The organism is Elusimicrobiota bacterium (assembly GCA_016182905.1).
Lineage (GTDB): Bacteria > Elusimicrobiota > Elusimicrobia > UBA1565 > UBA9628 > GWA2-66-18.
This window is the reverse complement of the sequence record JACPFR010000008.1, coordinates 47,964-74,156: the sequence shown is the minus strand read 5'-3', so window position 1 is coordinate 74,156 and position 26,193 is coordinate 47,964. Positions and strand designations below refer to the sequence as shown.

The following is a 26,193-nucleotide window of genomic DNA, read 5'->3' as shown; positions in this document are numbered from 1 at the left end:
TGGACGTCCAAACCGACTACTGTGGTAGAATGACTCATAGAGCCGTACACCTCCGTGTTGTATGCGGATAGGCTTCTTCCGAAGCAACCCGCGCATTCTACAACGACGGGATCAGGTGTACGGCTCGTCCATCTTATCTAGTTCCCGCGGCGGCGCCCCACCCCGACGGACGGGACGAGCTGGGTCTGCGGCTGCAGGGCGAGAAGGACGTCCGCGAACGTGTTGGGGACGATCTGCCCGCCGGAGGCGCCCACCAGGATCTCTCCGAGCAGGAAGGGCTCCGTCTGCAGGACCTTCAACGCGATGGGTCCGGGGCCGCGGAGGATGCTCCTCGCTCCGATGGGGATCCATCCGCGCGAGGCGAGCAGCCGTTCCAGCTCGTCCCGCTCCTGGGCGGTCTTCGCGTATTTCCGGAGGAACCGCTCCTTGGCGACCAGGCAGAACGCGTCGAAGGCCGGGATCGGGGCGCCGCTGCGGAACATCAAGACTCGTCCGCGGCCGTCCTTGCTCTCGGTGACCCCGGCTCCGGAGAGGAGCTGGTCGTAATCGCCGGACGAGAAGAGCGACGCGTAGCTCAAGACGAGCTTCCCGTCCCCGTCGACGGCGAAATCCGCGTTGGCGAAGCCGTCCTTGTCCGGGTTCGCGTCGACCTCATAGATCCCTTCGCGCGCCGCGCGGAAGGCCCACTCCCCGGCCTTCTCGGATTCTCCCGGCTCCACGGGCAGGGAGTAGCTTCCTTTCATCGCGGCGACCAGCTTGCCGCGCGTCTCGGGATCCACGCCGCCGGGGCTCGCGGCTTGCGCGGACGTCGTCAGGGCCAGGAGCGCGGCGGCGAGCGCCGCGCGAGGGGTTTTGAGGGAGGGCATACCCGCAGTATGACCCGCGATATAGACGCTGTCAACGGCTAAATTTCGTAGAATTTAAGCAGTGATTCCTCCGGTCTCGCCGCGGTCGATCCTCGTCGTCCAATTGCGCCGCCTCGGCGACGTGATCCTGACGACGCCGGCTCTCGAGGCCCTGAAGAAGAAATACCCCGAGGCGAGACTCGATTTCCTGGTCGAGGCCCCCGGCGCCGAGGCCGTGGCCGGCCACCCCGCCGTCGACGAGGTCCTCGTCTACGACGCCGCCGGGCCCTGGAGCGCGCTGGACTGGGCGCTCAAGATCCGCGCCCGCCGCTACGACTGGGTCATCGACTTCCTCGCCAACCCGCGCACCGCCCTGCTGACGGCGCTGTCGGGCGCGAAGGTGAAGGCCGGCCCCGCGCACGTCGCGCGCCGCTGGGCGTACAACGTGAAGCTGACTCAATCCCCGCAGGCCTGCTACGCCGCCCTCGAGAAGGTGCGCTGGCTGGCGCCCCTCGGCGTCGCGCCCGAGGACGCCCCCGAGCTGCCCCGGCTGATGCTCGCCCAGCGCCCCCTGAAGGTCGAGAACGTCGTCGGCCTCGTGCCGCCCTCGCGCAAGGAGACCCGGCGCTGGCCCGCGCCGTCCTACGCGCGGCTCGGCCGCCTGTTGCGCGACAAGCACGGCTGCCGGATCAAGGTGTTCTGGGGCCCGGGCGAGAAGGACCTGGCCGACGAGGTGGTGCGCGGCATCGGCCCCGGGGCCTTCGCGATCGAGGAGACCCGCTCCATCGCCGGCCTCGCCCGCGAGCTCGCCTCCTGCCGCGTCGTGGTGGGCAACTGCGCCGGGCCGAAGCACGTCGCCCTCGCGCTCGGCGTGCCCACCGTGACGATCCACGGCTCGTCGGACCCGGCGTCCTGGACGCCGGTCCATCCCGACCACCGCTTCGTGCGCCTCGACGAGCTGCCCTGCATCGGCTGCCGCTCCAACGACTGCCCGTACAACATCGAGTGCATGCGCCAGCTCCCCGCCGAGCGCGTCCTTCCCGCCGTCGAGCGGCTGCTGGAGCGGACGGAGGCCCGCGCGTGACGACCTGGGCCAAGCGCCGCGAGCGGCTGAAGGCCTCTCTGGGCGGGCGCGCCCTGCTCGGCGCGGCGTCCTTGGCGTACGGCGCCGGCGTCATGGCGCGCCGCGGCCTGTACGCCGCGGGCGTGCTCAAGCGCAAGCGCATCAAGGCGAAGGTCGTCTGCATCGGGAACCTGACCGTCGGCGGCACCGGCAAGACCCCCGCCGTGCTGCTCGCCGCCGAGACCTTGCGCAAGCGCGGCCACGACGTCTCCGTCATCTCCCGCGGCTACGGCCGCCGGGCCTCTCCGCGGGAGGTCTCGGTCCTGCTCGACGGGCGCCACACGGACTGGCGCGAGTGCGGCGACGAGCCCTGGATGATCCATCAGTCCCTCCAGGGCCAGGGCATCCCCGTGCTCGTCTGCCCCGACCGGACCAAGGCCGGCGAGCTCGCCGTCGAGATGTACGGCAGCCGGGTCGTCATCCTCGACGACGGCTTCCAGCATCTGCGCCTGCACCGCGACCTCGACGTCGTCCTCGTCAACGCGCGCGACCCGTTCGGCGGACGCCGCCTGCTGCCGCTCGGGGACTTGCGGGAGCCGTTGTCGGCGCTCCGGCGCGCGGGGATGGTCGTCATCACGCACGCCGACCGCGTCACCGCCGCCGAGCTCACGCGCCTGCGCGCGGACATCGACGCGCTCCACCCGGGCGTGACCATCGTCGAGTCGGCGCACAAGGCCGATCATCTGCTCGACGTGAAGACCGAGGTCCGCCACCCCCTCGCCTTCCTCAAGGGCAAGTCCGTCGTCGCGCTCTCCGGCATCGGCGACCCCCTCTCGTTCGAGACCCAGCTGGAGTCGCTCGGCATCAAGGTCGCGCAGTCCTGGCGCTTCCCCGACCACCATCCCTACGTCGGCCGCGAGCTGAAGTCCATCGAGGACCTCCGCGGAGACCTGCCGGTCGTCACGACGCACAAGGACTTCGTCCGCCTGACCGAGGACTGGCGCGAGCGCCTCTCCGGCGAGGTGTTCGTGCTCGGCATCAAGCTCGACCTCCTGAAGGGACGCAACGCCTGGCTCGACATGCTCGAGTCCCTGGCGGGCGGCAGGCGGAAATGAGGGCTCTCGCGCTGGCGCTGTGCGCGGCGACGGCGGCCTGCGGGGTCCACCGCCGCCCCACCGACCCTCTCCCGATGTCCTCGGCTCCGACGGAGGCCGCTCCGATCCTCGTCGATCAGAGCACGGTCCCGGTCAGCGTGACGCTCGAGGCGCCCGCCCCCGAGCCCGCGCCCGCGTCCGTCGCGGCGCTCCCCTCGATCTCCACGAAAGCCCTTCCCTCTCCCGCGCCGGTCAAACCGAGGCTCTGGGGGCGCGTGGCCATCACCACGGCGATCGTGTCCCCCTCCCAGCTGATCGGCCCGAGGGTCGCCTACTCGCCCGAGTACAAGCCGCTGCCCGTGTTCCCCGAGAAGCTCATCTTCGACATGTCCTGGGGCCTGCTGTCGGTGGGCGAGGCCACGCTCGGCGTGGACAAGATCGTGATGTTCAACGGCCGCCCCGCCTACCACCTCGTCAGCGAGGCGCGCTCCAACTCCTTCTGCGACACCTTCTACGTCGTCCGCGACCTCAACGAGTCCTGGCTCGACGCCCGGACCTTGACCTCGCTGGGCTACTCGAAGAAGGTCCGCGAGGGCAAGTTCTTCCGGGACGAATGGGTGCTGTACGATCGCGACGCCGGGACCTTCGTCAACCGGCGCGTGAACAAGGACGGGAGCTTCAGCGTCCGCACCGGCACGATCCCGGCGCAGGTCCAGGACATCCTCTCGAGCATCTACTTCGTGCGGGCCCAGCCCCTGCCCGACGGGACCGAGCTCAAGGTGCACGTGAACACGCCCGACAACTGGCCTCTGGCCATCAAGGTCATGAAGCGGGAGCGCCTCAAGGTCCCCGCGGGCCGGTACCCCTCCGTCATCGTCGAGCCGATGATGATCCGGGAGGGCATCTTCGTGCAGAAGGGCAAGCGCCTGCGCCTGTGGTTCTCCGACGACCCCCAGAAGCGCATGCTGATGATGAAGGCCGAGGTCTTCTTCGGCAACGTCACGGCGGCGCTTCGAGAAATGTTATGATCGACACCCGTACGATGCCCCCCAGGCTCCCCGAGCGCAAAGAGCTTCTACGGACCATCGCCCGCTTCTCGGGGCGCCGAGTCCTCGTCGTCGGCGACCTCATGCTGGACCAGTACGTGCGCGGCGCGGTCGGCCGCATCTCTCCCGAAGCCCCCGCCCCCGTCGTGCGCGTCACCGGCGAGTCGACGATCCCCGGCGGAGCCGGGAACGTCGTCAATAACCTCGCGTCGCTCGGCGCGAACGTCTCGGTCCTGGGCGTGGTCGGGGAGGACGACGCGGGCGCCCGCCTCGTCGAGCATTTCCGCGGCCGGAGCGTGAACGTCGAGGGCGTGTGCGTCGACGCCGAGCGCCAGACCACGCAGAAGTGCCGCGTCATCGCCGAGCGCCAGCAGGTCGTGCGCTTCGACCGGGAGACGTCCGGCCCGCTGTCGCACGCGACCGAGTCGCGCCTGCTCGCCCGCCTCGACGCCGAGCTCCCGGAGGCCGACGCGGTCATCCTCTCGGACTACGGCAAGGGCGTCATCAACCCCCGCGTGCTCGCGCGCGCGATCACGGCCGCGCGCCGCCGCGGCATCCCGATCACCGTCGACCCCAAGCCGGAGCATTTCCGCCTGTACAAGGGCGTCACCTGCGTGACGCCGAACACCTCCGAGGCCTGGGCCTGCATGCGGCGGGACGCGAAGCCCGGCTCGGACGCGCTCGACGCCCTCGGCGCCGACATCCTGAAGGTGCTCAAGAGCCGCTCGGTCCTGATCACCCGGGGGCCCGACGGGATGAGCCTCTTCGAGGAGGGCCGCAAGCCCCGGGTCACGCACATCCCGACCCAGGCGCGCGAGGTCTTCGACGTGTCCGGCGCGGGCGACACCGTGATCTCGACCTTGACCTTGGCGCTGGCCGCCGGGGCGCCGCTGCGCCGCGCGGCGGCGCTCGCCAACCACGCCGCCGGCATCGTCGTCGCCAAGCTCGGCACCGCGACGACCGACGCCAAGGAGCTCGCGAGAGCGGTCCGATGACCGAGCCTATGCGAGGAAATGGTCGCGTCGATCGCCGTGGGAGGCGACCATGACCACCTGCCTGACCGTGATCCCCGCGCGCCTCGGCTCGACGCGCTTCCCCCGCAAGGTGCTGGCGAGGCTCGCGGGCCGTACGATGATCGAGTGGTGCTGGAGGGCGGCGAAGGCCGCGAGGCTCGGGCCGGTCCTCGTCGCCGTGGACAGCCGCGAGGTCGCCGACGAGGTCAAGCGCTTCGGCGGGGACTTCGTGATGACGCGCCCTTCGCTGCCGTCGGGCTCGGACCGGGTCTGGGCCGCCGCGAAGGGCCGCCGTGAGCCGATCGTTTTGAACTATCAGGGCGACATGCCGCTCCTCCGGCCGGCGACTTTGCGAGCCACCGTCAAGGCCCTCGCCCGAGGCGCGGACATCGCCACCTCGGTCATCAAGATAGACGACGCGGCGCGGCGCGGCGATAAGAACGTCGTCAAGGCCGTTCTGGCCGAGAACGGCCGCTGCCTCTATTTCAGCCGCGCTCCCGTGAGCGCCTGGGAGCATCTCGGGCTCTATGCCTACCGCCGCGCGGCGCTGAAGCGCTTCGTGTCCATGCCGCCCTCCCCCCTCGAGAAGAGCGAGAGGCTCGAGCAGCTGCGGGCCCTGGAAGGCGGGATGATCATCGACGGCGCGATCGTGCATGAGCGCCCGGTCGCCGTGGACGTCCCCTCCGATCTGAGACGCGCCGAGACCATGTTGCGCCGAGGACTAAAATGACCACCAAGTACATCTTCGTGACGGGCGGAGTCGTGAGCTCTCTGGGCAAAGGCATCACCGCCTCCTCGCTGGGCAAGCTCCTCCAGTCCCGCGGCCTGCAGGTGACGATGCTGAAGTGCGACCCGTACATCAACGTCGACCCCGGCACGATGAACCCTTTCCAGCACGGAGAGGTGTTCGTCACCGAGGACGGCGCCGAGACCGACCTCGACCTCGGCCACTACGAGCGCTTCCTGAACAAGGAGATGCACCACTTCAACAACTTCACGGCGGGCAAGGTCTACGAGACCGTGATCGCGCGCGAGCGCCGCGGCGACTTCCTCGGCACGACCGTGCAGGTCATCCCCCACATCACCGACGAGATCAAGAACCGCTTCCGCGCGGCCGCGAAGGGCGCCGACATCGCGATCATCGAGATCGGCGGCACCGTCGGAGACATCGAGAGCCTTCCGTTCATGGAGGCCGCGCGCCAGATGGGCCTCGAGGCGGGCCGCGAGAACTCGCTCTACGTGCACGTGACCTTGATCCCGTTCATCAAGGCGTCCGAGGAGCTCAAGACCAAGCCGACCCAGCACTCCGTGCAGAAGCTGCGCGAGATCGGCATCGCCCCCGACGTCCTCGTCTGCCGCTCCGAGAAGCCGGTCGACGCGAACATGAAGGCGAAGCTCTCCATGTTCTGCTCGGTGCCCAAGGAGTCCGTCATCGAGGCGCCGGACGTGGACAGCATCTACGAGGTCCCGATGGTGTTCCACAAGCAGGGCCTCGACGACCAGATCATGATGCTGCTGCGCCTGCGCACGCAGTCCAAGGACCTCGACAGCTGGAACGAGGTGGTCCGCCGCCTGAAGGCCCCGAAGCGTGAGATCGTCGTGGCGCTCGCCGGCAAGTACACCGACTACAAGGACGCCTACAAGTCCGTCAACGAGGCCCTCGTCCACGGCGGCATCGCCAACGAGGCCAAGGTCAAGATCCGCTTCCTCGACACGACGGACCCCAAGATCCACGAGCAGCTCGAGGGCGTGCACGGCATCCTCGTGCCCGGCGGCTTCGGCGACCGCGGCATCGAGGGCAAGATCAGGGTGGCCCAGCTCGCGCGCGAGAAGAAGATCCCCTACTTCGGGTTGTGCCTCGGGCTCCAGATCGCCGTCATCGAGTTCGCCCGCAACGTCCTGAAGCTCAACGGCGCCCACTCCACCGAGTTCGACCAGAAGTCCCGCTACCCCGTCATCGACCTCCTGCCCGAGCAGAAGACGGTGAAGGACAAGGGTGCCACGATGAGGCTGGGCACGTACGAGTGCACCTTGAAGAAGGGGTCGCTCTCGCACAAGGCGTACGGCGCGCTCAACATCTCCGAGCGGCACCGGCACCGCTTCGAGGTCAACAACAAGTTCCGCAAGCTCCTGGAGGACGCGGGCCTGACGATCGCCGGGCTCCACGCGCCCAAGAACCTCGTCGAGATCGTCGAGCTGAAGGACCACCCGTTCTTCGTGGCCTGCCAGTTCCATCCCGAGTTCAAGAGCCGCCCCGAGGCGCCTCATCCTCTCTTCCGGGACTTCGTCGCGGCCTGCGTCGAGCGCGCCGAGACCCACGGAAGGAATCCCATCCATGCGTGAGAACATCGTCAAGGTAGGTCAGGTCCGCTTCGGCAACGACCTTCCGGTCGCCTTCATCGGCGGCCCCTGCGTCATCGAGTCCGAGTCCCTGCTGCGCTCCGTCGGCCGCGCCCTGAAGAAGGCGGCCGGCCGGCAGGGCTTCGTGCTCAAGGCGTCCTACGACAAGGCCAACCGCACCTCGCTCAAGTCCTTCCGCGGCCCGGGCATGGAGGAGGGCCTGAGGACCTTGGCCAAGGTGGCCGCCGAGCTGGGCGTGCCGTGCGTGACCGACGTCCATGAGCCCCAGCACGCGGCGATCGCCGCGCGCTACGTGGACATGCTCCAGGTCCCGGCGTTCCTCAGCCGTCAGACGGATCTGCTGCTCGCCTGCGGCCGGACGGGCAAGGCCGTCAACGTGAAAAAGGGCCAGTTCCTGTCGCCCTGGGACATGAGGCACGCGGTCGAGAAGCTCCTGTCGACCGGCAACAAGAACATCCTTCTCACCGAGCGCGGCGCGTCCTTCGGCTACGGCAACCTGATCGTCGACATGCGCTCGTATGCCATCATGCGGGGATTCGGTTTTCCCGTGATCCATGACGCGACGCACTGCGTGCAGCTGCCCGGCGGCAACGGCGCGACCACCGGCGGCCAGCGCCAGTTCGTGCGTCCGATCGCGCGGGCCGCGGTCGCGGTCGGCGTCGCCGGCGTCTTCTTCGAGACCCATCCGAACCCCGACAAGGCGCTGTCGGACGGGCCCAACGCCCTGGCGCTCGCCGACGTCCCCGCGTTCCTGCGCGAAGTCCGCCGCTTCGACGCCCTGTCCAAGGAGCTCCGATGAGCCTGCCCAACCAGCCGAACCAGCCCCAGCAATCCAAGAAGTCCAAGAAAGCGGCCGCCCAGGAGGCGCTGATCTCGCCGCCGTGGTTCCCCGACGCCCAGTGGCACGCGCGCACGCTCGGCCTGATCTACGGCGTGCTGATCGTCGCCTACTTCGGGATCTCCCACGCGCTGAGCCGGCTGCCCAAGCCCTACCAACTGCGCCGCATCCCGATGGAGATGACGCCGTGGCTCAACCCGGGCGGCAAGGTGCATCTGCACGAGGAGCAGCTGAAGGCTCCCCCGGACGACGCGCCGGCCGCGACGACCAAGAAGTGAGATGCGGCACGCTCTCGCGGCGCTCCTGCTCGCCTGTTCGGCCTGCGGAAGGACCGGAGAGGCGGAGCGCGAGGAGCGGCGGCAGGTGATGGAGGGCTTGACCCTCAGCCAATCGGACAAGGGCGAGCCCTCGTGGACGCTCAAGTCCTCGCGCGCGATCCTGCGCGAGGACGCGAAGCTCGCGACCTTGACCGAGCCCGTGATGGAGTTCTACAAGAAGGGCAAGGCCGTCTCCCGCGTCACCGCCCTCTCCGGGGAGGTCGATACCGATTCCCACGGCGTGCGGCTCTCCTCCTCCGTCGTGCTCGACTCCTTCGACGACCGCTCGCGCCTGACCACCACCGAGCTGTTCTACGACTCGACGCGGGGCCGGTTCACGACCACCGCCGACATCCTGGTCAAGCGTCCGGAGGGCGTGCTGCGCGGACGCGGCCTCGAGGCCAAGCCCGACCTCTCCGAGATACGCGTCTTCAACCAGAGCTCGACCTTGAGCGGGAAGCCCCGATGAGCGCCCTCCGCCTGCTCGCGGCCCTCCTCGCGGGACCGGCCGCCGCCGAGGCCCCTCTTCCCTCCCCGCCCCCCGCCTCCGTCGCGGGCAGCGTCGTTCGCAGCAAGGAGTGGGTGATCCGCCGCGGCGAGAGCAAGGAAGAGGAGTTCATCGGGGACGTGCGCTATCAGTCCGCCGGCACGCGCCTGACGAGCGACTGGGCCCTCTTCAAGCACGCGGACCGCTCCTGGCAGGCCCGCGGCGCGGTCTCGGTCCGGCGCGAGACCAAGGACGGCTCCGTGCTCGAGGCCCGCGGCGACCGGGCCGGCCACAGCGAGGAGACCAAGCGCGGCTACCTCGATCCCGTCCCTGGCGAGCGCGTCCGCTTCACGCGCGCCGCGCCGGGCCTGGAGCCCGACCACGGCGAGAGCGGCCGCGTCGCCTGGAACGGCGAGAAGCGCGTGACGATGTCCGGCGGGGCCAAGGTCTGGGGCCCGCGCCTCGAGCTCGCCGCCGACGAGGCCGTGTACGAGAAGGACAAGGGCCGCCTGACCCTCAACGGAGGCCGTCCCGTCCTGCGCAAGGTCGAGGGCGAGTGGACCACCGCGCTCAAGGCCGACCAGGTCGTCGCGACCGAGTCGCCGCGCCGCATCGAGGCCCACGGCCGCGTGACCGGCTGGATGATATTCAAGGACCGGGACAAGTTCAAGGAGCTCGCCCGATGAAGCTCGAAGCCAAAGACATCCGCAAGACCTACGGCGAGCGCATGGTCGTCAAAGGCGTCTCGCTCGACGTGTCGTCCGGCGAGATCGTCGGCCTGCTGGGCCCCAACGGCGCCGGCAAGACGACGTCCTTCTACAGCCTCGCGGGCTTCGTGACGCCCGAGGAGGGCAAGATCCTCCTCGACGGAGACGACGTGACCTCCCTGCCGATGTACGAGCGCGCCCGCCGGGGCCTCGGCTACCTCGCGCAGGAGCCGACGGTGTTCAAGGGCCTGACGGTCGAGGAGAACCTGCGCGCCGTCATCGAGCGCTCGACGGCGGGCAAGCTCGAGCAGATGCGCCGCGTGAAGGGCCTCCTCGAGGAGTTCGGCCTGTGGGACATGCGGCGGCAGAAGGCCTGGACCCTGTCCGGCGGAGAGAAGCGCCGCCTCGAGGTCGCGCGCTGCATGATCGGCAGCCCGAAGCTCATCCTGCTCGACGAGCCCTTCGTCGGCATCGACCCGATCACGGTCGGGGAGCTCAAGGCCATCATCCGCAAGCTCGTCGCCCAGGGCATCGGCGTGCTGATCACGGACCACAACGTCCGCGAGACCCTGCCCATCATCGACCGGGCCTACCTGATCTTCGACGGGCGCATCATCGTCGAGGGCACGGCCAAGAACCTGATCGACGACGCCCAGGCCCGCGAGCTCTACCTGGGCAAGGACTTCAAGATCTAGCCGCTAGACTTCCGCGGGCTCGCGCTGCCCCGCGGCGAACACGAAGGTCAGGCGGTGCGTGTCGCCCCCCGCCCGCTTGGTCAGCTCCGGCAAGGTCTCCGCATGATCGATCACGCGCCCGTTCTTGTCCACCGTCACCCAGTATCCGGCGTACTCTTCCAGCACCGCCCATATCTGTTGTCCCATGGGGACAATCTACGACTCCCGCGTTTCAATCTTGTTACGGATCGTTCATCAAGACCGGCCGCGCGAGGGCGTCAGGTATACGATTCCAGATGCGCGGTCAGGCCGGCGCGGCGGGCGAGGGAGACGGCGGAGTCGAAGAGCTTCTCGGCCTCGGCGGTGCGGCCGCGGGCGTGGAGGACCTCGGCCAGCGACTTGCGGGCGAGGACGAGGCCGCGGTCCTCGCCGCCGCCGGCGAAAGCGCCGAGGGCCGCGCGGTAACGGCGCTCCGCCTGGGGCAGGCGGCCGCGGCGCTGGAAGATCTGCCCCAGGCCCCAGTCCACGAAGGCGAGGTCGACGCGGTCGTCGAGGCCGGCGTACAGCTTATAGGACGCGCGGTAGTTCTTCTCCGCCTCGTCGAGCAGGCCCATCTGGCGGAGGCAGTTGGCGAGGCCGCAGTGGGCGTAGGCGCGGCCGAAGAGATCGGGGCCGGACTTGAGGCGCTTGCCCGCCTCGACGTACGCGCGGCGGGCCTCGGGGAACAGGCCGCGGACGCGGGCTATGCCGCCCAGGCCGAACAGGGCGTAGGCCTCGCCCTCCGCGTCGTTGCCGCGCCGGAATGCGGCGAGGGATCCCTTGAAATCGCGGTGGGAGCCGGCGAGGTCGCCGGAGAAGCGGCGCGAGCCAGCGATCGCCCATAAAAGGAAGCCGGCGGCGGACCAGTCGCGGCGGACGCGCGCGTTGGCCAGCATCGGCAAGAGCGCCTTGAGCGCGGGGCGGTGGCGGCTCTCCGCGCGCAGCACGAGAGCGTCCTCGAGCGCCAAGGTCTCCCGGTCGGCGCCGGGGACGCGGCGGGCGCGTCCGAGGGCCCGCCGGGCCTCGGCCACGGCGCCCAGGCTGCGCGCGCAGCGCGCGAGGCCGAGCCAGGCGTCGAAGGCGAGGTCGCGGTCCGCCGGGTCCACTCGCTCGAGGGCGGCGCGGTATTCGCCGCTCGCGCGTCCGAAGTAGCCCCGGCCCCGCAGGGCCTCTCCCAGGATCAGCCGGCGCTCGGCCTCGAGCGGCGCGGGGACGGAGGCCTTGAGCAGGCCGAGGGCCCGGTCGGGACGGCCGACGGCGCACAGCTCGCGGGCGGATTCGAGGCGGGAGAAGGGATCGGTCACGGGCGGATTATAGCAATCCGCGTCCGATCACGGGCGGCTCTTCCCTTCGGCGGCGCGCATGGCCTCTCTTATTGAAATAATATCTCAATAAGAGTATACTGTGGCCATGACTCTGGAGGCCCTGCCGTTCGACGTGCCGGTGCGGGTGCTGGGCTACGCCGCGCTCTCGGTCTTCGACAAGGACCGTCTCTCCGGCCTGGGCCTGCGGCCGGGGGTCTCCGTGGTCAAGATACTGAAGACCCCCCTCCAGGACCCCGTCGAGTGCCTCGTCGGCTCCCAGCTGCTGGCGATCGAAGCCCGCCTCCTGCCCCACATCCGCGTGGAGGCCCTGTGAAGAGGGTCGTCGCGCTCGCCGGCCGCCCGAACACCGGCAAGACCACCTTGTTCAACGCCCTGACGGGCCTGCGCCACCGCGCCGCGAACTTCGCGGGCTGCACCGTGGAGAAGGCCAGCGGCACCATGCGCGCCTCGGGCGGCGAGGTCGAGGTCGTGGATCTCCCGGGCACCTTCAGCATGGTGCCGCAGACCGAGGACGAGCAGGTCTCCTTCCGCTTCCTGTCCGAGTGCGCCGACGCGAACGACGACCTCCTCGTCCTGTGCGTGGCCGAGGCGAGCAACCTCGACAACGACCTCGTCCTCCCCGCCGGCCTCAAGGCCGCCGGCTTCCCGGTGGCCCTCGCCGTCAACATGATCGACGAGGCCCGCCTCAACGGCATCAAGCTCGACGCCGCCGAGCTCTCGGGCCGCCTCGGCATGCCCGTCGCCCTCGTCTCCGCGCGCACCGGGGAGGGCGTCGACAGGCTCGACGGCCTGCTGACCCCGCCTCCGCTCCGCGCGGACCTCTCCGAGGCGCTCGACTTCCGCCGCGCGACGAAGAAGCGCCTGCACGAGCTCCAGGACGAGGCCCTCGAGCGGGCCCGGACCGCGGCGGCGGCCTCGGTGACTTGGCCGCACCGCTCGATCCTCCCCGTCACGGCGCGCGCGATCCGCATCGACCGGGCGCTCCTCCACCCCGTCGCCGGCCCCGTGATCCTGACGGCGACGATGTTCGCCGTGTTCCAGGCGCTGTTCGTCGGGGCCGCGCCGATCATGGACCTCCTGTCGGGGGTGCTCGGCTCCCTGTCCGACATGCTGCGCGCCCGCCTGCCGGAGGGCGCCGTGGCCAGCCTGCTCTGCGACGGCGCGATCCCCGGCATCTCGGCCGTCGTCGTCTTCGTCCCGCAGATCGCGATCCTGTTCACGATGATCGGCTTCCTCGAGCAGAGCGGCTACCTCCCGCGTGCCGGCGCTATGGTGGACCGCGCGCTGCGCCCGTTCGGGCTCGACGGCCGCGTCTTCATCCCCTTCCTGTCCGGCTTCGCCTGCGCGATCCCGGGCGTGATGGCGGCGCGCACGATACACAGCGAGAAGCGCCGCATCGTGACCATCCTGCTGACGCCGCTGATGACGTGCTCGGCCCGCATCCCGGTCTACACCTTGCTGATCACCGCCTTCGTGCCCGAGACCTTCCGGCCCATGGGCCTCAACGGCCAGGGCGTCGTGATGGCGGGCATGTACGCCTTCGGCGTCGTGCTCGCGCTGCTCCTGGCGCTCGCCCTCAAGTTCTCCTCCCTGCACGAGCTCCACCCCGCTCCCGCGACGGTCCTCCCTCCCTACCGCATGCCGAGCGCCCGCGAGATGTTCCGCTACGTCTGGGCGCGCTGCTGGCACTTCCTTTCCCGCGCCGGCCAGGTCATCTTCACCTTGAGCCTCGTCCTGTGGGCGCTGGCGGCCTTCCCCCGCGACGCGGCGGTCATCGCGCCGCTCGAGGCCGAGCTCGCCGCCGTCCGCGCGGCCTCCCCGGCGGACCCCGCCCTCGAGAAGGCCGTGAAGGACCGCATCTCGGCGGCGACCATCGAGGGCAGCGTCCTCGGCCGCTCGGGGCGCCTGATCGAGCCCGTGTTCCGGCCGCTCGGCTGGGACTGGCGCGTGTCCATCGCCTCGCTGTCGGCGCTGGCCGCGCGCGAGGTGTTCGTCGGCACGCTCGGAACGATCTACGCGCTCGGCGGCGAGTCCGATCCCTCGGAGGGCCTGATCTCCGCTTTGCGCTCCGCGAAGAACGCGGACGGGACCCTCCGCTACGGCCTGCCGACCGCCGTCAGCCTCCTGATCTTCTTCGCGATCGCGCTGCAGTGCATGTCCACCATCGTCACCGTGCGCCGCGAGACGGGCAGCTGGAAGATCCCCGCCCTGCAGTTCTCCTTCCTCTTCGGCCTGGCCTACCTGCTCTCCTTCGCCGGCTACCGCCTCGCTCTCGCCTTCCTCGTCTGACGGGCGTCAGCCGCGGCGCTGGGCGAAGGACTCCATGAAGTCGGTCAGCGTGCGCACGTCGCCGAGGGAGACGGCGTTGTAGAGGGAGACGCGCATCCCGCCGGCGGCGCGATGGCCTTTCATGCCGGTGATGCCTTCCTTCTCCCCCTCCAGGCAGAACAGGTCGTCGAGCTCGGGCGAGGGGGTGTGGAAGACCGCGTTCATCAGGGAGCGGCTCTCCTTCTCGACGGGAGCGGCGTAGAAGCCCTTGAGGCGGTCGAGCGTCCCGTACAGGAGCTCGGCCTTCGCTCGATTGCGCTTCTCCATGCCGGCGGGCCCGCCGTTGGCCTTGATCCATTCGAGCTGGAGCCCGACGAGATAGACGGCGAAGGTGGGCGGCGTGTGGTAGATGGACCGCGCCTCCAGGTGCACGGCGTAGCTCAGGATGTCGGGAAGGTCCTTGCGCGCCGTCTTCAGCCAGTCCCGGTCCACCGCGATCAGGGCGAGCCCCGCGGGGCCGAGGTTCTTCTGCGCGCCGGCGTATATCAAGGCGAACCTCGCCGCGTCCACGGGGCGCGACAAGATGTCCGAGCACATGTCGGCGACGAGCGGCACGCCCTTGGCGTCGGGCAAGGTCCGCCACTGCGTCCCGAAGATCGTGTTGTTGGTCGTGATGTGCAGGTACGCGGCCTTCGGGTCGAGCAGGAGCTCGTCCGGCTTCGGGACGCGGGTGTGCTTGCCGCCGGGACCCGCGGTGTCGCAGGCCGCGCGCGCGGCCCCCACCCGGCGGGCCTCCTCGTAGGCGAGCCGCGCCCAGTGGCCGGTGACGGCGTAGTCCGCCGAGCGCCCGGGTCCGAGGAAGTTCATCGGCAGCATCGCGAACTGGAGGCTCGCTCCGCCCTGCACCATGATCGGGCTGTGGCTCTTCGGCAGGCCCAGCAGCTCGGAGAACAGCGACAGCGCCCCCTCGTGGACGCGGTCGTAATCGGGACCGCGGTGGCTGTGCTCGAGGATCGACAGGCCCGTCCCCTCGAAATCGAGCAGCTCCCTCTGGGCCCGCTCGAGGACGGGCAGGGGGAGGGCGGCGGGGCCGGCGTTGAAGTTGATCTTCCTCACGGCCGCGGCTCCTTGAGCAGGCCCGTCGCGGCCTCGGTCAGGATCCTGGTCGAGGAAGGCCCGATCGAGTTCGTCTCCTCGTAATGGCCGGGCCAGCGCGGCAGCATCGACTTGCTCGGGCGGACCTTGAAGTCGTACTCGGGGACCATGTAGCCCAGCATGTCGTTGGCGAGCCCGACGAGCATGGGAACGGGGGCCGCGATCATGCCGCGGAGGTAAGGTCCCTTCGGGGCGGCGGCGAGGTCGGGTCCGGGCGCGTCCTTGGCGACGACGGGCCGGCCGAAGGAGTACCGCCCGTCGTAGCCGCCGATGGCGAGCTCCGGGAACACCTCGCCCGGCATGCCCAGCAGGCGCGCAGGGCCGACGTCGAGGACCGAGACCTCGGTCTCGACCCAGGGGCGGTTCTTGTCCGTCAGCCCGAAGATCAGGTGGCGCAGCGAGAGCGGCCACGCCCGCCAGGCGGCGAGCGCCTTCCCCTCCGGCGTGTACAGGACGTGCCCTCCGGTCAGCGCGGTGAGGAACAGGAGATAGCGGGAGTTCTCGACCGGCACGCGGGCCGTCGCCGCCCGATAGGACAGGCCCCGTCCCCCTGGCGCGGTCTTCAGCGCCAGCGCGGCGTCGGCGACGGCGGCGCCGATGCGCGCCGCCTCGTAGAAGTTCTCGGTGTCGGTGTCCGGCGACATCAGCCCGCCGATGGCCCCGCTCAGGAACAGGCACTGCCCTCCGGTCTTCTCTTCGACGCGGGCGCACAGCGGCCCGGGGAAGTCGGCCGTGATGAGCGTGTTCTCCCGCCCGAGCACCTCGGGATGGCAGGACCAGTTCACGATGGTCGCGACGGCCTTCCCGTCGGCGCCTTTGAGCCGCAGCACGCTCAGGTTCGGGTCGATGACCTGCGGGTCGCGCAGGTCGCGGCAAAGCCCGCGCGGGTCGAGCGCCCCGTGCCCGCCCGCGGCCGTCGCCGGCTTGAGCTGGCTCTCGAGCAGGGCCAGCGCCTCGGCGACTCGGGCGTTGACGCGCGCCATGTAGCGGCGGTTGACCCCCGAGACGCCGATCATCGGGCCCCAGAGGCCGACCGTGTCGGGCCCGCTGTGGGTGTGGGTCGCGTGGACGAACAGGCCGCGCGTCGGGTCGCCCTTCTCCCAGAGCGCGCGCAGGGACCGCGTGTCGTTGATGTAGAAGCCGAGCAGGTCGAGCCCCACGAGGGCGACCGTCTTATCTCCCTCGCGCAGCAGGACGATGCGCGCGTACAGCGGGTCGTGGACGCCCGTCGGACGGCGGCCTTTCGCTCCGAACCCCGCGAGCCAGACCTTCTCCGTCTTGAGGTCCGGCGTGATGTCGACCTTGGCCGCGGCCGCCTCGAGCGCCCGCGCCGGCCGCGCGACGAAGGCCGCGAGCAGCGCGGCGAGGAGCAGTCGGCTCACGGTTGGGCCATCACCTTCTCGATCTTCTTGAACAGGCGGGCGGAGTCGAACGGCTTTATAAGATAATCATCGGCGCCGGCCCGGAACGCCTCCTCGACGTCTCCCATCCGGCCGAGTCCGGTGACCATCACGATCTTGAGCTTGGAGGTCTTGGGGTCGGCCTTCAGAAGCTTGCACACGTCGAAGCCCGATATCCGGGGCAGCATCACGTCGAGCAGGACCAGGTCGAAGGACTCCTTCCGGGCGCGCGTCACGCCCTCCGCGCCCTCGAGGCAGGTCGACACCTTGTGGCCCTTCGCGGTCAGCAGCGCCGCCAGGTTGTCCGCGATCTCGGGCTCGTCTTCGACGATCAGGATTCGCGCCGGGTTCATGCCTTGGCCTCCGCCGAGGAGAAGTAGAGCGTCACGGCCGCGCGGCCGTCCTCCTCGGCGCGGAACTCGAGGTCGCCGCCGATGAGCCGGGCGACCTCGCGGACGAGGCCGAGGCCCAGGCCCGTCGCTCCCAGCACCTGGTCCTTGCGCAGGCGCGCCGGGTAGTACAGGTCGAGGCTCGCCTCCGCGTCGCCCGGGCTCAGGCGCGGGCCCTGGTAGGCGACGGCGAAGGAGACGCCGTGCCGGGCTTTGGACACCCTCAGCGCGACCGGGCCGGAGGTGCGGAACTTGCGCGCGTGGAACAGGACGCTCGACAGGCAGCGCGCGGCGCGGTCGGGGTCGGCGTGCACGACGGGCAGGTCCTCGGCGGCCTCGACCCGCAGCTCCACGCCGGCCTGCTCCATCGCGCGCCGGATGGAGACGAGCGCCTCGTCGAGGATCTCCTGGGCGGTGAGCTCGGCCGTCGTCACGCGCAGGTCCTGGTGCAGCTCCATGTGGACGAAATCGCGGACCTCTCCGACGAGGCCGTTGAGGCGCCCGACCTGCTCGCGGGTCATCTCGATCCAGGGCTTCAGCGGCGCCGGGAGCTCGCCGAACACCTCGGACAGCAGGTTCAGGACGGTCATGTTGACCGCGGTGATCGGCGTGTTGAGCTCGTGCATCGCGAACGAGAAGAGGCGCCCGAACAGGGCCGCCTTGCGCTGGTACGCGGCCCGCGCCGCGAGCCCGGCGGCGGCGCCTCCGACCAGCGCGCCCGCGAGGAACGCCGCCGCGGGGGTCACGCTCAGCCGCCGAACACGACGCGGGACGCGGCTTTGTGGCGCCTCGCGAGGGCCACGTACTGGCGCTCGCTGTCGCCGAGCATCTTCAGCTCTTCGGGGCGGAGCTTGCGCACGACCTTCCCGGGCGCGCCGAGCACGAGCACGCCGGAAGGGATCCTGGCTCCGGCGGGGATCAAGGCGCCCGCGCCGATGAGGGTGCGGGCCCCGACCGTCGCTTCCATGACGATCGCGCCCATGCCCACGAGCACGTTGTCGCCCAAACGGCAGCCATGAAGGACGGCGCGGTGTCCGACGGTCACGCCTTTGCCGACGATCGTCGGGCTGCCGTGGCGGGTGTGGATCACCGTCATGTCCTGAATATTGGTGCGCGCGCCTATCTTGATCTCATCGATGTCGCCGCGCAGGACGCAGCCGGGGAACACCGAGGCGTCCTCCGCCAACGAGACCTTGCCGATGACCTCGGAGGAATCGTGGACGAACGCCTTCGGGTGTATGCGCGGAGTCCGGTTATTGAAAGACCTGATCATGATGCTTATGGTAATCTAGCACTCCCAAACCCCCCTTTCAATGACCAAACGAGCCCCCCGGCGTTCCGATTTCCTCGTGCTCGGGAGCGGCATCGCCGGCCTGCTGACCGCTCACAAATTGGCCCGCCTCGGCCGCGTCACCCTCGTCACGAAGAAGGAGGCGGCGGAGTCGAACACCAACTACGCCCAAGGCGGCATCGCGGCCGTCATGAGCGAGATCGACACCTTCGAGTCCCACGTGCGGGACACCTTGGTCGCCGGCGCGGGCATCTGCGACGAGGCGGTCGTGCGCCTGACCGTGTCCGAGGCGCCCGCGCGCGTGCGCGAGCTCCAGGAGCTCGGCGTGCGCTTCTCCGAGAGGGAGGCCGTGGTCGACCTCGGCCTCGAGGCCGGCCACAGCCAGCGCCGCATCCTGCACGCGGGCGACATCACCGGGCGGGAGATCGAGCGGGCGCTCGTGTCCTCGGTGCGCCGCGACAAGAACGTCGCCCTCGTCGAGAACGCCCTGGCCGTGGACCTCCTGCTCGACAAGGGCGGCGCCTGCCGCGGGGCGTACGTGATGGACCGCGCCAGCGGCCGGATCGAGCCGCTCGCCGCCGAGGCGACCGTCCTGGCGACGGGCGGCGCCGGCAAGGTCTACCTGTACACGACCAACCCCGACATCGCCACCGGCGACGGAATGGCCATGGCCTGGCGCGCGGGCGCGAAGATGGCGAACATGGAGTTCGTCCAGTTTCATCCTACGTGCCTATACCACCCTCAAGCGAAGAGCTTCTTGCTGTCGGAGGCCCTCAGAGGCGAGGGCGGGAAGCTGATCTTGAAGGACGGGACGCGGTTCATGTCCCGCTACGATCGCAGAAAAGAGCTCGCGCCTCGAGACATCGTCGCGCGCGCCATCGACGCCGAGCTCAAGCGCACCGGCGACGAGTGCGTCTACCTCGACATGACGCATCATCCCCGCTCCTTCCTGAAGTCCCGGTTCCCCAACATCTACGCCAAGGTGAAGTCCTTCGGCATCGACATGGCCGTCACCCCCATCCCCGCGGTCCCGGCCGCCCATTTCTTCTGCGGCGGCGTGCACACCGACACCTGGGGGCGCACCTCCGTGCCCCGCCTGTACGCCGTCGGCGAGACGGCCCACACCGGACTCCACGGCGCGAACCGCCTGGCCTCGAACTCCCTCCTCGAGGGCTGCGTCTTCGCGCACCGCCTCTCCGAGCACCTCGCCTCGCCTTCCGCCCCGGGCCGCGCCGAGCCCTTCACGCCGAAGCCCTGGAACCCGGGCCGCGCCGTGACCTCGGACGAGGCCGTCGTGATCTCCCAGAACTGGGACGAGATCCGCCAGCTGATGTGGAACTACGTCGGCATCGTGCGCACGAACAAGCGCCTCGACCGCGCCTGGGCCCGTCTCGAGCTCCTCCGCCGCGAGATCTCCGGCTATTACTGGGACTTCCTCCCCACGCCCGACGTCGTGGAGCTGCGCAACATCGCCGACGTCGCGATGATGGTCATCCGCTCGGCCATGCTCCGCAAGGAGTCGCGCGGCCTGCATTACACGCTCGACTACCCCAAGCCGAAGGCGGCGTGGCGGCGCGACACGATCATCAAGCGGAAGCCGAACCGGCGCTGAACCCCGTTTCGGGCGGCCGCGGCCCGAACATCGCCTCGGCCGCCGCCTGATTGTGCATCCGGCACAAGAGACGGATGTTGCGCGGGTCGTCCGAGCGCCCTCCTTTCGCGTACGGCCGCAGATGGTCGTATTCGATCCAGTCCTTGGAGCCGCACACGGTCCCGTCGGGTTCGCGCCAGGCGCAGCGTCCCTCGTCGCGCGTCCACACCGCGCTCTTGACCTTCGCCGGGATGTAGCGGCCCGCGGCCCAGGCGCGCAGGAAGCGCGTGGGAAGGCGTTCGTTCTCCTCGGGCGCCGGGGCGGATCCCGCCGAGACGCATTCGGCTTTGGCCGTTTTCATCTCGAGGCGCCGTTGAGGGTCTTTCCTATCGAGATACTCCTCGAGCGCCTCGCGGATCAGATCCTCAAGCCGTCCTTCCGGATATTTGTGACGGAGGATCTGACGGGCGCGTTCGATCAGCTGAGCGACCACGGAGGCGGCGTCGAAGCCGACGCGCACGCGGTCGGCGGCGACGGGCGACATCTGCTGCCATCCCCAGCCGAGGCGAGCCGGAGCGCCCGGGAGCGGCGGCCACTCCGCGGGAAGCGATGACGAATCCCCCTGAGCGGCGGCGGGGTCCTCGTGCACGCGATCTCTCGATTCTCCCCCGGCCGAGAGCGCTTCGTAGGCGGCCGGCGGCGCGCCGGAGACGACGACCGGTCGCTGAGGCAGGTTCCGGATCGCGTCCGGCTGCGGCGCCTGCGGATAGCGGGCGGCGACGAGGCGTTCCAGCTCCCTCCGCGACTTCCCCTCCGCGGATTTCAGCCAAGGCCCCGCGTTCTCACGAGTGAGCCAGGGAGCCAGGACGACGAGCGATGCCACGGTCACTTTCCGGCGTTCGAGCGCGATCCGTGCTTCCGGGTAGCTTCGGATGATCCGCGCCGCGCGGATGCGCCGGTAAGACTCCTGTTCATCGAAGCCCAAGGTCCCGGTACAGTATTCGAAGAGCGAGCGGTAGCCTTCTTCCAGGCACAATCGCCGCGAGTCGAATTCGGACAGATGGATGAGCAGGCGGATCTCATTGTGTCGCGCGTGCTCGGCCAGGAACTTCACCTCTCGCACCAGATCCTCATCCTTCAATCTCGCGCATGCGTCCATCGGATCGCCGTTCTCGTCGGTCATGTCTCCTCCTTCGCTCGTCCTTCGATTCACTGCTGATGATCACTATTCCCGGGAATAGTGATCATCAGTAGTTTTTCGGGGAGGCCCGCTTTCCCCTTCACCTAACATACGATCGACCCCCTCAAAAAGTTCGGCGCGCGCCAGCACAACCTCAAGAACGTCAGCCTGGACCTCCCCCGCGGCAAGATCGTGGTGGTGACCGGCCTGTCGGGCTCGGGGAAGTCCTCGCTCGCTTTTGACACTCTATATGCGGAAGGACAGCGACGCTACGTCGAGAGCCTCAGCGCCTACGCGCGGCAATTCCTCGAGCTCATGGACAAGCCGGACGTGGACCTCATCGAGGGCCTGTCCCCCGCCATCGCCATCGAGCAGCGCAACCCGTCGCACAACCCGCGCTCGACCGTCGCGACCGTGACCGAGATCTATGACTATCTTCGTTTGCTGTTTGCTCGCGTAGGGCACCCCCATTGCCCCAATTGCGGCTCCCCTATCAAGAAACAGTCGGCCCAGGCCATCGTCAACGAGGTCATGCGCACCCGCGCCGGCCAGTCCGTGTCGATCTTCGCGCCCCTCATCCAGGCCCGTCCGGGGACCTACGAGGACCTCTATAAGCGCCTCCAGCGCTCCGGCTTCGTCACCGCGCGCACCAACGGCGCGATCCACGAGCTCTCGTCTCCGCCGAAGCTCGACCGGTACAAGAAGCAGACCATCGAGCTGTTCGTCGACAAGCTGAAGGTGTCGAGCGACGAAAAACAGCGCCTCAACGACTCCATTGAAATAGCCCTAAAAGAATCGAGAGGGCTCGTGCGCGTCGAGGGCCACGGCGACGCCAACGGCGGCAGCCTCCACTCCGAGCATCACGCCTGCCCCAAGTGCGGCCTGAGCCTGCCCGAGATCGAGCCGCGCCTGTTCTCGTTCAACTCGCCTTACGGCGCGTGCGCCACCTGCGACGGCCTCGGGGTCAAGACAAACGTTGATGTCGATCGGATCGTTCCCGATCCAAGCCGTTCTATTGAAGATGGCGCCATCGTCGCGTGGTCGGACCCCGTCACGACGCGCACCAACCGCTGGAAGAAGTCCTGGTCGGGCTACTACACGGAGATCCTCGAGCAGATCTGCGAGCAGTTCAATATCCCCCTCGATAAGCCGTGGAACAAGCTGACCGACAAGCAGCGGGATATCATCCTTCATGGCGGCGGCACCTACACTCCGTCCTGGGCCAAGAACCCTCAGGACTTCGAGGGCGTCATCAAGAACCTCGAGCGCCGCATCAAGGAATCGGAGTCCGATTTCGTCAAGGGCGCCATCGCCGAGCGCTTCATGGGCCGCGCGCTGTGCCCTTCCTGCAAGGGCGCCCGCCTCAAGCCCGAGGCGCTGGCGGTCAAGATCGGCGGCCTGGGCATCCATAAGATCGTCGAGATGTCGGTCGAGAACGCCCGCAGGTTCTTCAAGGAGCTGAAGCTCAGCGACACCGAGCGGACGATCGCCAAGCAGGTCATGAAAGAGATCGTCTCCCGGATCGACTTCCTGTCCGCCGTCGGCCTCGACTACCTGACGCTCGACCGCGCCTCGGAGACGCTCGCCGGCGGCGAGGCCCAGCGGATACATCTCGCCACGCAGATCGGATCGGGGCTCACGGGCGTGATGTACGTGCTCGATGAGCCGTCGATCGGGCTTCACCCGAGGGACAACACCCGGCTTCTGACGACCTTGCGAAGGCTTAGAGACCTCGGCAACACCTTGATCGTCGTCGAGCACGATGAAGAGACCATCCGCTCCGCCGACTGGATCGTGGACCTCGGCCCCGGCGCCGGCGTCCACGGCGGGCGGATCGTGGCCGAGGGCAGGATCGGCGATATTTTAAAGGCCAAGGAGTCGGTGACCGGCGCCTACCTCCGCGGCGAGGGCCTTCGCCCCCCTCTCTCCAAGGGGCGCCCGCCGAAAGGCTGGCTCAAGGTCCGGGGCGCCGCGCAGTTCAACCTCAAGAGCATCGACGTCGACGTGCCCCTCGGGCTCATGGTGTGCGTCACCGGCGTCTCCGGCTCGGGCAAGTCGACCCTCGTGCACGAGGTCATCTACAAGTCCCTCGCGAAGCAGCTCGGCGGCGCCAAGGACGAGCCGGGCAAGGTTCGGAGCGTCGCCGGCATCGAGAACATCGACAAGATCATCCTCGTCGACCAGACCCCCATCGGCCGCACCCCGCGCTCCAACCCCGCGACCTACACCGGCCTGTGGGGCCCCGTGCGCGACCTGTTCGCGATGCTCCCCGCCTCGAAGGCCCGCGGCTACAAGCCCGGCCGCTTCTCCTTCAACGTGAAGGGCGGGCGCTGCGAGAACTGCCAGGGCGACGGCATGCTCCAGATCTCCATGCAGTTCCTGCCCGACGTGTACGTGCAGTGCGACGAGTGCAAGGGCCACCGCTTCAACGAGGAGACCTTGTCGGTCCGCTACAAGGGCAAGAGCATCGCCGAGGTCCTGGCGATGACCGTCTCCGAGGCGCGCGTCTTCCTCGGCGCCTACACGAAGATGACGCGCGTGCTCAAGACGCTCGAGGACGTGGGCCTGGGCTACGTCGGCCTCGGCCAGTCGGCGACCACGCTCTCCGGCGGCGAGGCCCAGCGCGTGAAGCTGGCGACCGAGTTGTCGCGCCGCGGCACGGGCCGGACGCTCTACGTGCTCGACGAGCCCACGACCGGGCTCCACTTCGCCGACGTGGCCAAGCTGCTCGAGGTGCTCCACCGCCTCACCGACCAGGGCAACACCGTGCTCGTCATCGAGCACAACGTCGACGTGATGCGGTCCTCCGACTGGATCCTCGACCTCGGCCCCGAGGGCGGCGACAAGGGCGGGACCCTCGTCGCGGCGGGACGGCCCGCGGACATCGTCAAGGTCAAGGCGTCCCACACCGGCCAGTACCTCGGCCTGCCCGGCTAGTCCCCGCCGAGCCCGCGCCGCAGGAAGAAGTACTCGTTGACCGGACGGTCGTCCCGGAGCCCCGCGGCGCCGGGAGAGATCAGCGAGTCGAGCGGCGTCTCGGACCCGAGCAGCGCCTGGAACTGCTCCGTCCCCGTCTTCCGCGGGCCCATCTCGAGCAGGTCGCGCGTCGCGGCCTTGGGCAGACGGGCGGCCAATTGCCCGGCGGTGCGCGCCGGGATCGGCTCGCGGCTGGCGAGGAGGTGCCAGCCCCAGCCCTCGAGCGAGCGGAACACGCGCACGTGCGGGAAGCTGTTCTTGACCGCCTTGGCGAAGGCGGAGACCACGAGGGGCTCCAGCGGCTCGACGATCCAGATCTGCATGATGCCGTCCGGCGCCAGGCGCTTCTTCGCGGCGCCGTAGAACTCCTCGGAAAAAAGGAAGCTGGTCCCGGCGGCGGTCATCGGCGGCGCGGGGTCCAAGGTGATGACGTCGTAGATCTCCGGGGCGCGCGCCAGGAAGCGGCGGCCGTCGTCGATGACGACGCGCGCGCCGGGCGCGGCCATGACCGCCGCCGCGTCCTCGTGGAAGAAGCCGAACAGCGCCGGCACGCTCGGCACCAGCTCGACGGCCGTCGCGGGGATGCCCCAGGAGAGGAGCGAACGGAAGGTGGTTCCCATCCCGAAGCAGATCACCAAGGCGCTCTTCGGCGGGCGGGGCAGGAAGGCCAGGGGCAGGTGGGCCATGACCTTGGTGATCGGCGTGAGCTTGGTCATGCCGATGTTGTTGATCTGCAGGACGCGCTCCATGCCCTCCCCCCCGACGGTCACGTTGGCCTGGTAGTCGCGCCGGACCTGGACGTTCGGGTTGTACATCGCCACGACGTCGTTGAAGGAGCTCGCGAACACGGCCATCAGGACCGCCAGCGCCGACGCGCCGGCGAACAGCGGGACCGGGCCGAGCCGCCCGAGAGAGATCGCCCCCCCGCGCTGGCGCCGCGCCGCGCGCAGGCCCGCGGCGAACAGCGGCGCGGACAGGAGGGCCAAAGCGGGGTTCTCCCCCATCCGCGGCAGGAGCACGAAGCCCGCGATCAGCGGTCCGATGAGGCAGCCCGCGATGTTGACGGCGTAGGCCTTGCCCGCGCGGTCCGGGTCTCCCGCCGACCAGCCGTCGATGAGGGCGGGCGTCACGAACCCCAGCAGGGCGCAGAAGGGCACGACGCCGACGGCGATGCGCGCATAGGCGTTCAGCGGCAGGTACGGGTCGGCGGCGTACAGCGGCAGGAGGCTGAGCGCGCCGGCCAGCATCCAGGCGGCGTCGTACCGGGAGGCGTTCTTGCCTATGCCCGCGCGGTACAGCCAGGAGCCGGCGAAGGACGCCAGCAGGTAGGTCGCCAGCACCAGGGCGAAGGCGTACACCGAGTTCCCCAGGTACGGCGTGAACTGACGCGTCCACACGACCTCCATCGCCATGCTGACGAGGCCGGTGAGGAAGAGAAGAGGCAAGGCGTCCGGGCGCGCCGCTCCCGCCGCGGGAGCCGTCGCCGCGCGGGGCGCCTCGGTCGCGGTCGAATAGCTCGCCGCCAGGGCGGCCGCGGCGATGGCGGCGTTGACCGCCGCGCCGAGATATAAAGTCCCGCGGAAGCCGAACAGCTCAATGAGGATGAAGGCGCTCGCCACGGTCCCCAGGCCCGCGCCGACGACGTTCGCGAGATACAGTCCGCTGAACGAATGGCTCGCTTCCGTCTCGAGGCGCTTGCCGATGGCGGCCATCGCCAGCGGGAAGGTGGCGCCCATGCACGCGCACCACGGCAGCAGGATCAGGCCGGTGATGAGGCCGGACGCCGCGTAATAGGACGCGGAGCCCCAGGCCACGCCGCCGAAAGAGCCCGCGAGAAGGTCGCGGCTCGCCGTCAGGAGATGCGGCACCGCGAGGGCGGACAGGCCGATCATCAGCTCCGCCGCGGCGTACAGGCGTAAGGAGAAGGAGGCGGGCTCGGCCTCGAGGCGGCGGCACAGGCGGCCTGCCCCCCAGCTTCCGAGGCCCAGCCCCGCCATGAACACCGACAGGAAGATCGAGACGAACGGCGCGGTCACGCCGAAGACGCCCATCGCCAAGCGCAGCCAGACGATCTCGTAGACCAGGCTGCAGAAGCCGGAGGCGAAGAACAGCGACAGGAATAAAATCACGGGAC

The 26,193-nt window shown here is 69.4% G+C and carries 25 protein-coding genes; 15 read left to right on the top strand and 10 right to left on the bottom strand.

The window, feature by feature from the left end; translation table 11 throughout:
- Positions 1 to 137: 137 nt before the first annotated feature.
- A complete protein-coding gene (locus HYV14_03040; protein ID MBI2384970.1) occupies positions 138 to 866 on the bottom strand; it encodes a hypothetical protein in 729 nt (242 codons plus the stop codon).
- A 61-nt stretch (positions 867 to 927) separates the two neighbouring features.
- Here HYV14_03040 and HYV14_03035 point away from each other — a divergent pair, with 61 nt between their 5' ends.
- Genes HYV14_03035 through lptB form a run of 11 tightly spaced genes read left to right on the top strand, consistent with a single transcriptional unit; the run spans position 928 to position 10,466 of the window.
- Positions 928 to 1,929, top strand: a complete 1,002-nt coding sequence (locus HYV14_03035; GenBank protein MBI2384969.1) for a glycosyltransferase family 9 protein — start codon at positions 928 to 930, stop codon at positions 1,927 to 1,929.
- The gene (lpxK, locus tag HYV14_03030) at positions 1,926 to 3,023 is read left to right on the top strand and encodes a tetraacyldisaccharide 4'-kinase (protein ID MBI2384968.1); all 1,098 of its coding nucleotides are present in this window, start codon (positions 1,926 to 1,928) and stop codon (positions 3,021 to 3,023) included. The genes HYV14_03035 and lpxK overlap by 4 nt, the downstream gene beginning before the upstream one ends.
- On the top strand, positions 3,020 to 4,030 hold the full coding sequence (locus tag HYV14_03025; GenBank protein MBI2384967.1) for a DUF3108 domain-containing protein: 1,011 nt from the start codon (positions 3,020 to 3,022) through the stop codon (positions 4,028 to 4,030). Before lpxK ends, HYV14_03025 begins: the two co-directional genes overlap by 4 nt.
- 14 nt (positions 4,031 to 4,044) lie before the next feature.
- Positions 4,045 to 5,043 carry a D-glycero-beta-D-manno-heptose-7-phosphate kinase gene (gene rfaE1, locus HYV14_03020; protein MBI2384966.1) on the top strand — a complete coding sequence of 333 codons (999 nt, stop codon included), beginning with the start codon at positions 4,045 to 4,047 and terminating at the stop codon, positions 5,041 to 5,043.
- Between the two features lie 49 nt (positions 5,044 to 5,092).
- Entirely contained in the window at positions 5,093 to 5,791 is a 699-nt protein-coding gene (locus HYV14_03015; protein ID MBI2384965.1) for a 3-deoxy-manno-octulosonate cytidylyltransferase, read from the top strand.
- Entirely contained in the window at positions 5,788 to 7,404 is a 1,617-nt protein-coding gene (locus HYV14_03010) for a CTP synthase (GenBank protein ID MBI2384964.1), read from the top strand. Before HYV14_03015 ends, HYV14_03010 begins: the two co-directional genes overlap by 4 nt.
- On the top strand, positions 7,397 to 8,221 hold the full coding sequence (gene kdsA / locus HYV14_03005; GenBank protein MBI2384963.1) for a 3-deoxy-8-phosphooctulonate synthase: 825 nt from the start codon (positions 7,397 to 7,399) through the stop codon (positions 8,219 to 8,221). Before HYV14_03010 ends, kdsA begins: the two co-directional genes overlap by 8 nt.
- Positions 8,218 to 8,538: a hypothetical protein gene (locus HYV14_03000; GenBank protein ID MBI2384962.1), complete on the top strand. Its 321-nt coding sequence runs from the start codon at positions 8,218 to 8,220 to the stop codon at positions 8,536 to 8,538. Before kdsA ends, HYV14_03000 begins: the two co-directional genes overlap by 4 nt.
- 1 nt (position 8,539) lies before the next feature.
- A complete protein-coding gene (lptC, locus tag HYV14_02995) occupies positions 8,540 to 9,046 on the top strand; it encodes an LPS export ABC transporter periplasmic protein LptC (GenBank protein MBI2384961.1) in 507 nt (168 codons plus the stop codon).
- Complete coding sequence (locus HYV14_02990; protein ID MBI2384960.1) at positions 9,043 to 9,750, top strand: hypothetical protein; 708 nt, start codon at positions 9,043 to 9,045, stop codon at positions 9,748 to 9,750. The genes lptC and HYV14_02990 overlap by 4 nt, the downstream gene beginning before the upstream one ends.
- Positions 9,747 to 10,466 (top strand): LPS export ABC transporter ATP-binding protein, encoded by a 720-nt coding sequence (gene lptB, locus HYV14_02985; GenBank protein ID MBI2384959.1) that lies wholly within the window; start codon positions 9,747 to 9,749, stop codon positions 10,464 to 10,466. The genes HYV14_02990 and lptB overlap by 4 nt, the downstream gene beginning before the upstream one ends.
- Positions 10,467 to 10,469: 3 nt before the next feature.
- Here the strand turns inward: lptB and HYV14_02980 are convergent, their stop codons facing one another.
- Positions 10,470 to 10,652, bottom strand: a complete 183-nt coding sequence (locus tag HYV14_02980; protein ID MBI2384958.1) for a hypothetical protein — start codon at positions 10,650 to 10,652, stop codon at positions 10,470 to 10,472.
- Positions 10,653 to 10,723: 71 nt separating this feature from the next.
- A complete protein-coding gene (locus tag HYV14_02975) occupies positions 10,724 to 11,788 on the bottom strand; it encodes a tetratricopeptide repeat protein (GenBank protein MBI2384957.1) in 1,065 nt (354 codons plus the stop codon).
- A 106-nt stretch (positions 11,789 to 11,894) separates the two neighbouring features.
- Here HYV14_02975 and HYV14_02970 point away from each other — a divergent pair, with 106 nt between their 5' ends.
- Both HYV14_02970 and HYV14_02965 read left to right on the top strand, forming a co-directional pair.
- The gene (locus HYV14_02970; GenBank protein MBI2384956.1) at positions 11,895 to 12,122 is read left to right on the top strand and encodes a ferrous iron transport protein A; all 228 of its coding nucleotides are present in this window, start codon (positions 11,895 to 11,897) and stop codon (positions 12,120 to 12,122) included.
- Positions 12,119 to 14,098 (top strand): ferrous iron transporter B, encoded by a 1,980-nt coding sequence (locus tag HYV14_02965; protein ID MBI2384955.1) that lies wholly within the window; start codon positions 12,119 to 12,121, stop codon positions 14,096 to 14,098. The genes HYV14_02970 and HYV14_02965 overlap by 4 nt, the downstream gene beginning before the upstream one ends.
- Before the next feature lie 6 nt (positions 14,099 to 14,104).
- Here HYV14_02965 and serC read toward each other — a convergent pair whose 3' ends face one another.
- Genes serC through HYV14_02940 form a run of 5 tightly spaced genes read right to left on the bottom strand, consistent with a single transcriptional unit; the run spans position 14,105 to position 18,294 of the window.
- On the bottom strand, positions 14,105 to 15,193 hold the full coding sequence (serC, locus tag HYV14_02960; GenBank protein ID MBI2384954.1) for a 3-phosphoserine/phosphohydroxythreonine transaminase: 1,089 nt from the start codon (positions 15,191 to 15,193) through the stop codon (positions 14,105 to 14,107).
- The gene (locus HYV14_02955; GenBank protein ID MBI2384953.1) at positions 15,190 to 16,614 is read right to left on the bottom strand and encodes a hypothetical protein; all 1,425 of its coding nucleotides are present in this window, start codon (positions 16,612 to 16,614) and stop codon (positions 15,190 to 15,192) included. The genes serC and HYV14_02955 overlap by 4 nt, the downstream gene beginning before the upstream one ends.
- A complete protein-coding gene (locus HYV14_02950) occupies positions 16,611 to 16,985 on the bottom strand; it encodes a response regulator (protein MBI2384952.1) in 375 nt (124 codons plus the stop codon). The genes HYV14_02955 and HYV14_02950 overlap by 4 nt, the downstream gene beginning before the upstream one ends.
- Positions 16,982 to 17,767 (bottom strand): HAMP domain-containing histidine kinase, encoded by a 786-nt coding sequence (locus HYV14_02945; protein MBI2384951.1) that lies wholly within the window; start codon positions 17,765 to 17,767, stop codon positions 16,982 to 16,984. The genes HYV14_02950 and HYV14_02945 overlap by 4 nt, the downstream gene beginning before the upstream one ends.
- A gap of 2 nt (positions 17,768 to 17,769) precedes the next feature.
- A complete protein-coding gene (locus HYV14_02940) occupies positions 17,770 to 18,294 on the bottom strand; it encodes a gamma carbonic anhydrase family protein (GenBank protein ID MBI2384950.1) in 525 nt (174 codons plus the stop codon).
- A gap of 40 nt (positions 18,295 to 18,334) precedes the next feature.
- Between HYV14_02940 and nadB the strand changes: the two genes are divergently transcribed.
- Positions 18,335 to 19,924 (top strand): L-aspartate oxidase, encoded by a 1,590-nt coding sequence (gene nadB, locus HYV14_02935; GenBank protein MBI2384949.1) that lies wholly within the window; start codon positions 18,335 to 18,337, stop codon positions 19,922 to 19,924.
- Here nadB and HYV14_02930 read toward each other — a convergent pair.
- Positions 19,899 to 21,086, bottom strand: a complete 1,188-nt coding sequence (locus tag HYV14_02930) for an HNH endonuclease (protein MBI2384948.1) — start codon at positions 21,084 to 21,086, stop codon at positions 19,899 to 19,901. The genes nadB and HYV14_02930 overlap by 26 nt on opposite strands.
- A gap of 111 nt (positions 21,087 to 21,197) precedes the next feature.
- On the opposite strand from HYV14_02930, the gene uvrA reads away from it, so the two are divergent.
- Positions 21,198 to 24,020, top strand: a complete 2,823-nt coding sequence (gene uvrA, locus HYV14_02925; GenBank protein MBI2384947.1) for an excinuclease ABC subunit UvrA — start codon at positions 21,198 to 21,200, stop codon at positions 24,018 to 24,020.
- On the opposite strand, the gene HYV14_02920 is transcribed toward uvrA, so the two are convergent.
- Positions 24,017 to 26,188: a fused MFS/spermidine synthase gene (locus HYV14_02920; protein ID MBI2384946.1), complete on the bottom strand. Its 2,172-nt coding sequence runs from the start codon at positions 26,186 to 26,188 to the stop codon at positions 24,017 to 24,019. The two genes, uvrA and HYV14_02920, sit on opposite strands and share 4 nt — an antisense overlap.
- Positions 26,189 to 26,193 lie beyond the last annotated feature (5 nt).

What these genes read in the sequence shown, in the direction of transcription:
- nadB (MBI2384949.1), top strand. Translation starts at nt 18,335, where the DNA reads ATGACCAAACGAGCCCCCCGGCGTTCCGATTTCCTCGTGCTCGGGAGC.
- HYV14_02950 (MBI2384952.1), bottom strand. Translation starts at nt 16,985, where the DNA reads ATGAACCCGGCGCGAATCCTGATCGTCGAAGACGAGCCCGAGATCGCG.
- rfaE1 (MBI2384966.1), top strand. Translation starts at nt 4,045, where the DNA reads ATGCCCCCCAGGCTCCCCGAGCGCAAAGAGCTTCTACGGACCATCGCC.
- HYV14_02990 (MBI2384960.1), top strand. Translation starts at nt 9,043, where the DNA reads ATGAGCGCCCTCCGCCTGCTCGCGGCCCTCCTCGCGGGACCGGCCGCC.
- kdsA (MBI2384963.1), top strand. Translation starts at nt 7,397, where the DNA reads ATGCGTGAGAACATCGTCAAGGTAGGTCAGGTCCGCTTCGGCAACGAC.
- HYV14_03000 (MBI2384962.1), top strand. Translation starts at nt 8,218, where the DNA reads ATGAGCCTGCCCAACCAGCCGAACCAGCCCCAGCAATCCAAGAAGTCC.
- HYV14_02930 (MBI2384948.1), bottom strand. Translation starts at nt 21,086, where the DNA reads ATGACCGACGAGAACGGCGATCCGATGGACGCATGCGCGAGATTGAAG.
- HYV14_02980 (MBI2384958.1), bottom strand. Translation starts at nt 10,652, where the DNA reads ATGGGACAACAGATATGGGCGGTGCTGGAAGAGTACGCCGGATACTGG.
- lptC (MBI2384961.1), top strand. Translation starts at nt 8,540, where the DNA reads ATGCGGCACGCTCTCGCGGCGCTCCTGCTCGCCTGTTCGGCCTGCGGA.
- HYV14_03010 (MBI2384964.1), top strand. Translation starts at nt 5,788, where the DNA reads ATGACCACCAAGTACATCTTCGTGACGGGCGGAGTCGTGAGCTCTCTG.
- HYV14_02940 (MBI2384950.1), bottom strand. Translation starts at nt 18,294, where the DNA reads ATGATCAGGTCTTTCAATAACCGGACTCCGCGCATACACCCGAAGGCG.
- HYV14_03015 (MBI2384965.1), top strand. Translation starts at nt 5,093, where the DNA reads ATGACCACCTGCCTGACCGTGATCCCCGCGCGCCTCGGCTCGACGCGC.
- lptB (MBI2384959.1), top strand. Translation starts at nt 9,747, where the DNA reads ATGAAGCTCGAAGCCAAAGACATCCGCAAGACCTACGGCGAGCGCATG.
- HYV14_03025 (MBI2384967.1), top strand. Translation starts at nt 3,020, where the DNA reads ATGAGGGCTCTCGCGCTGGCGCTGTGCGCGGCGACGGCGGCCTGCGGG.
- HYV14_02970 (MBI2384956.1), top strand. Translation starts at nt 11,895, where the DNA reads ATGACTCTGGAGGCCCTGCCGTTCGACGTGCCGGTGCGGGTGCTGGGC.
- HYV14_03040 (MBI2384970.1), bottom strand. Translation starts at nt 866, where the DNA reads ATGCCCTCCCTCAAAACCCCTCGCGCGGCGCTCGCCGCCGCGCTCCTG.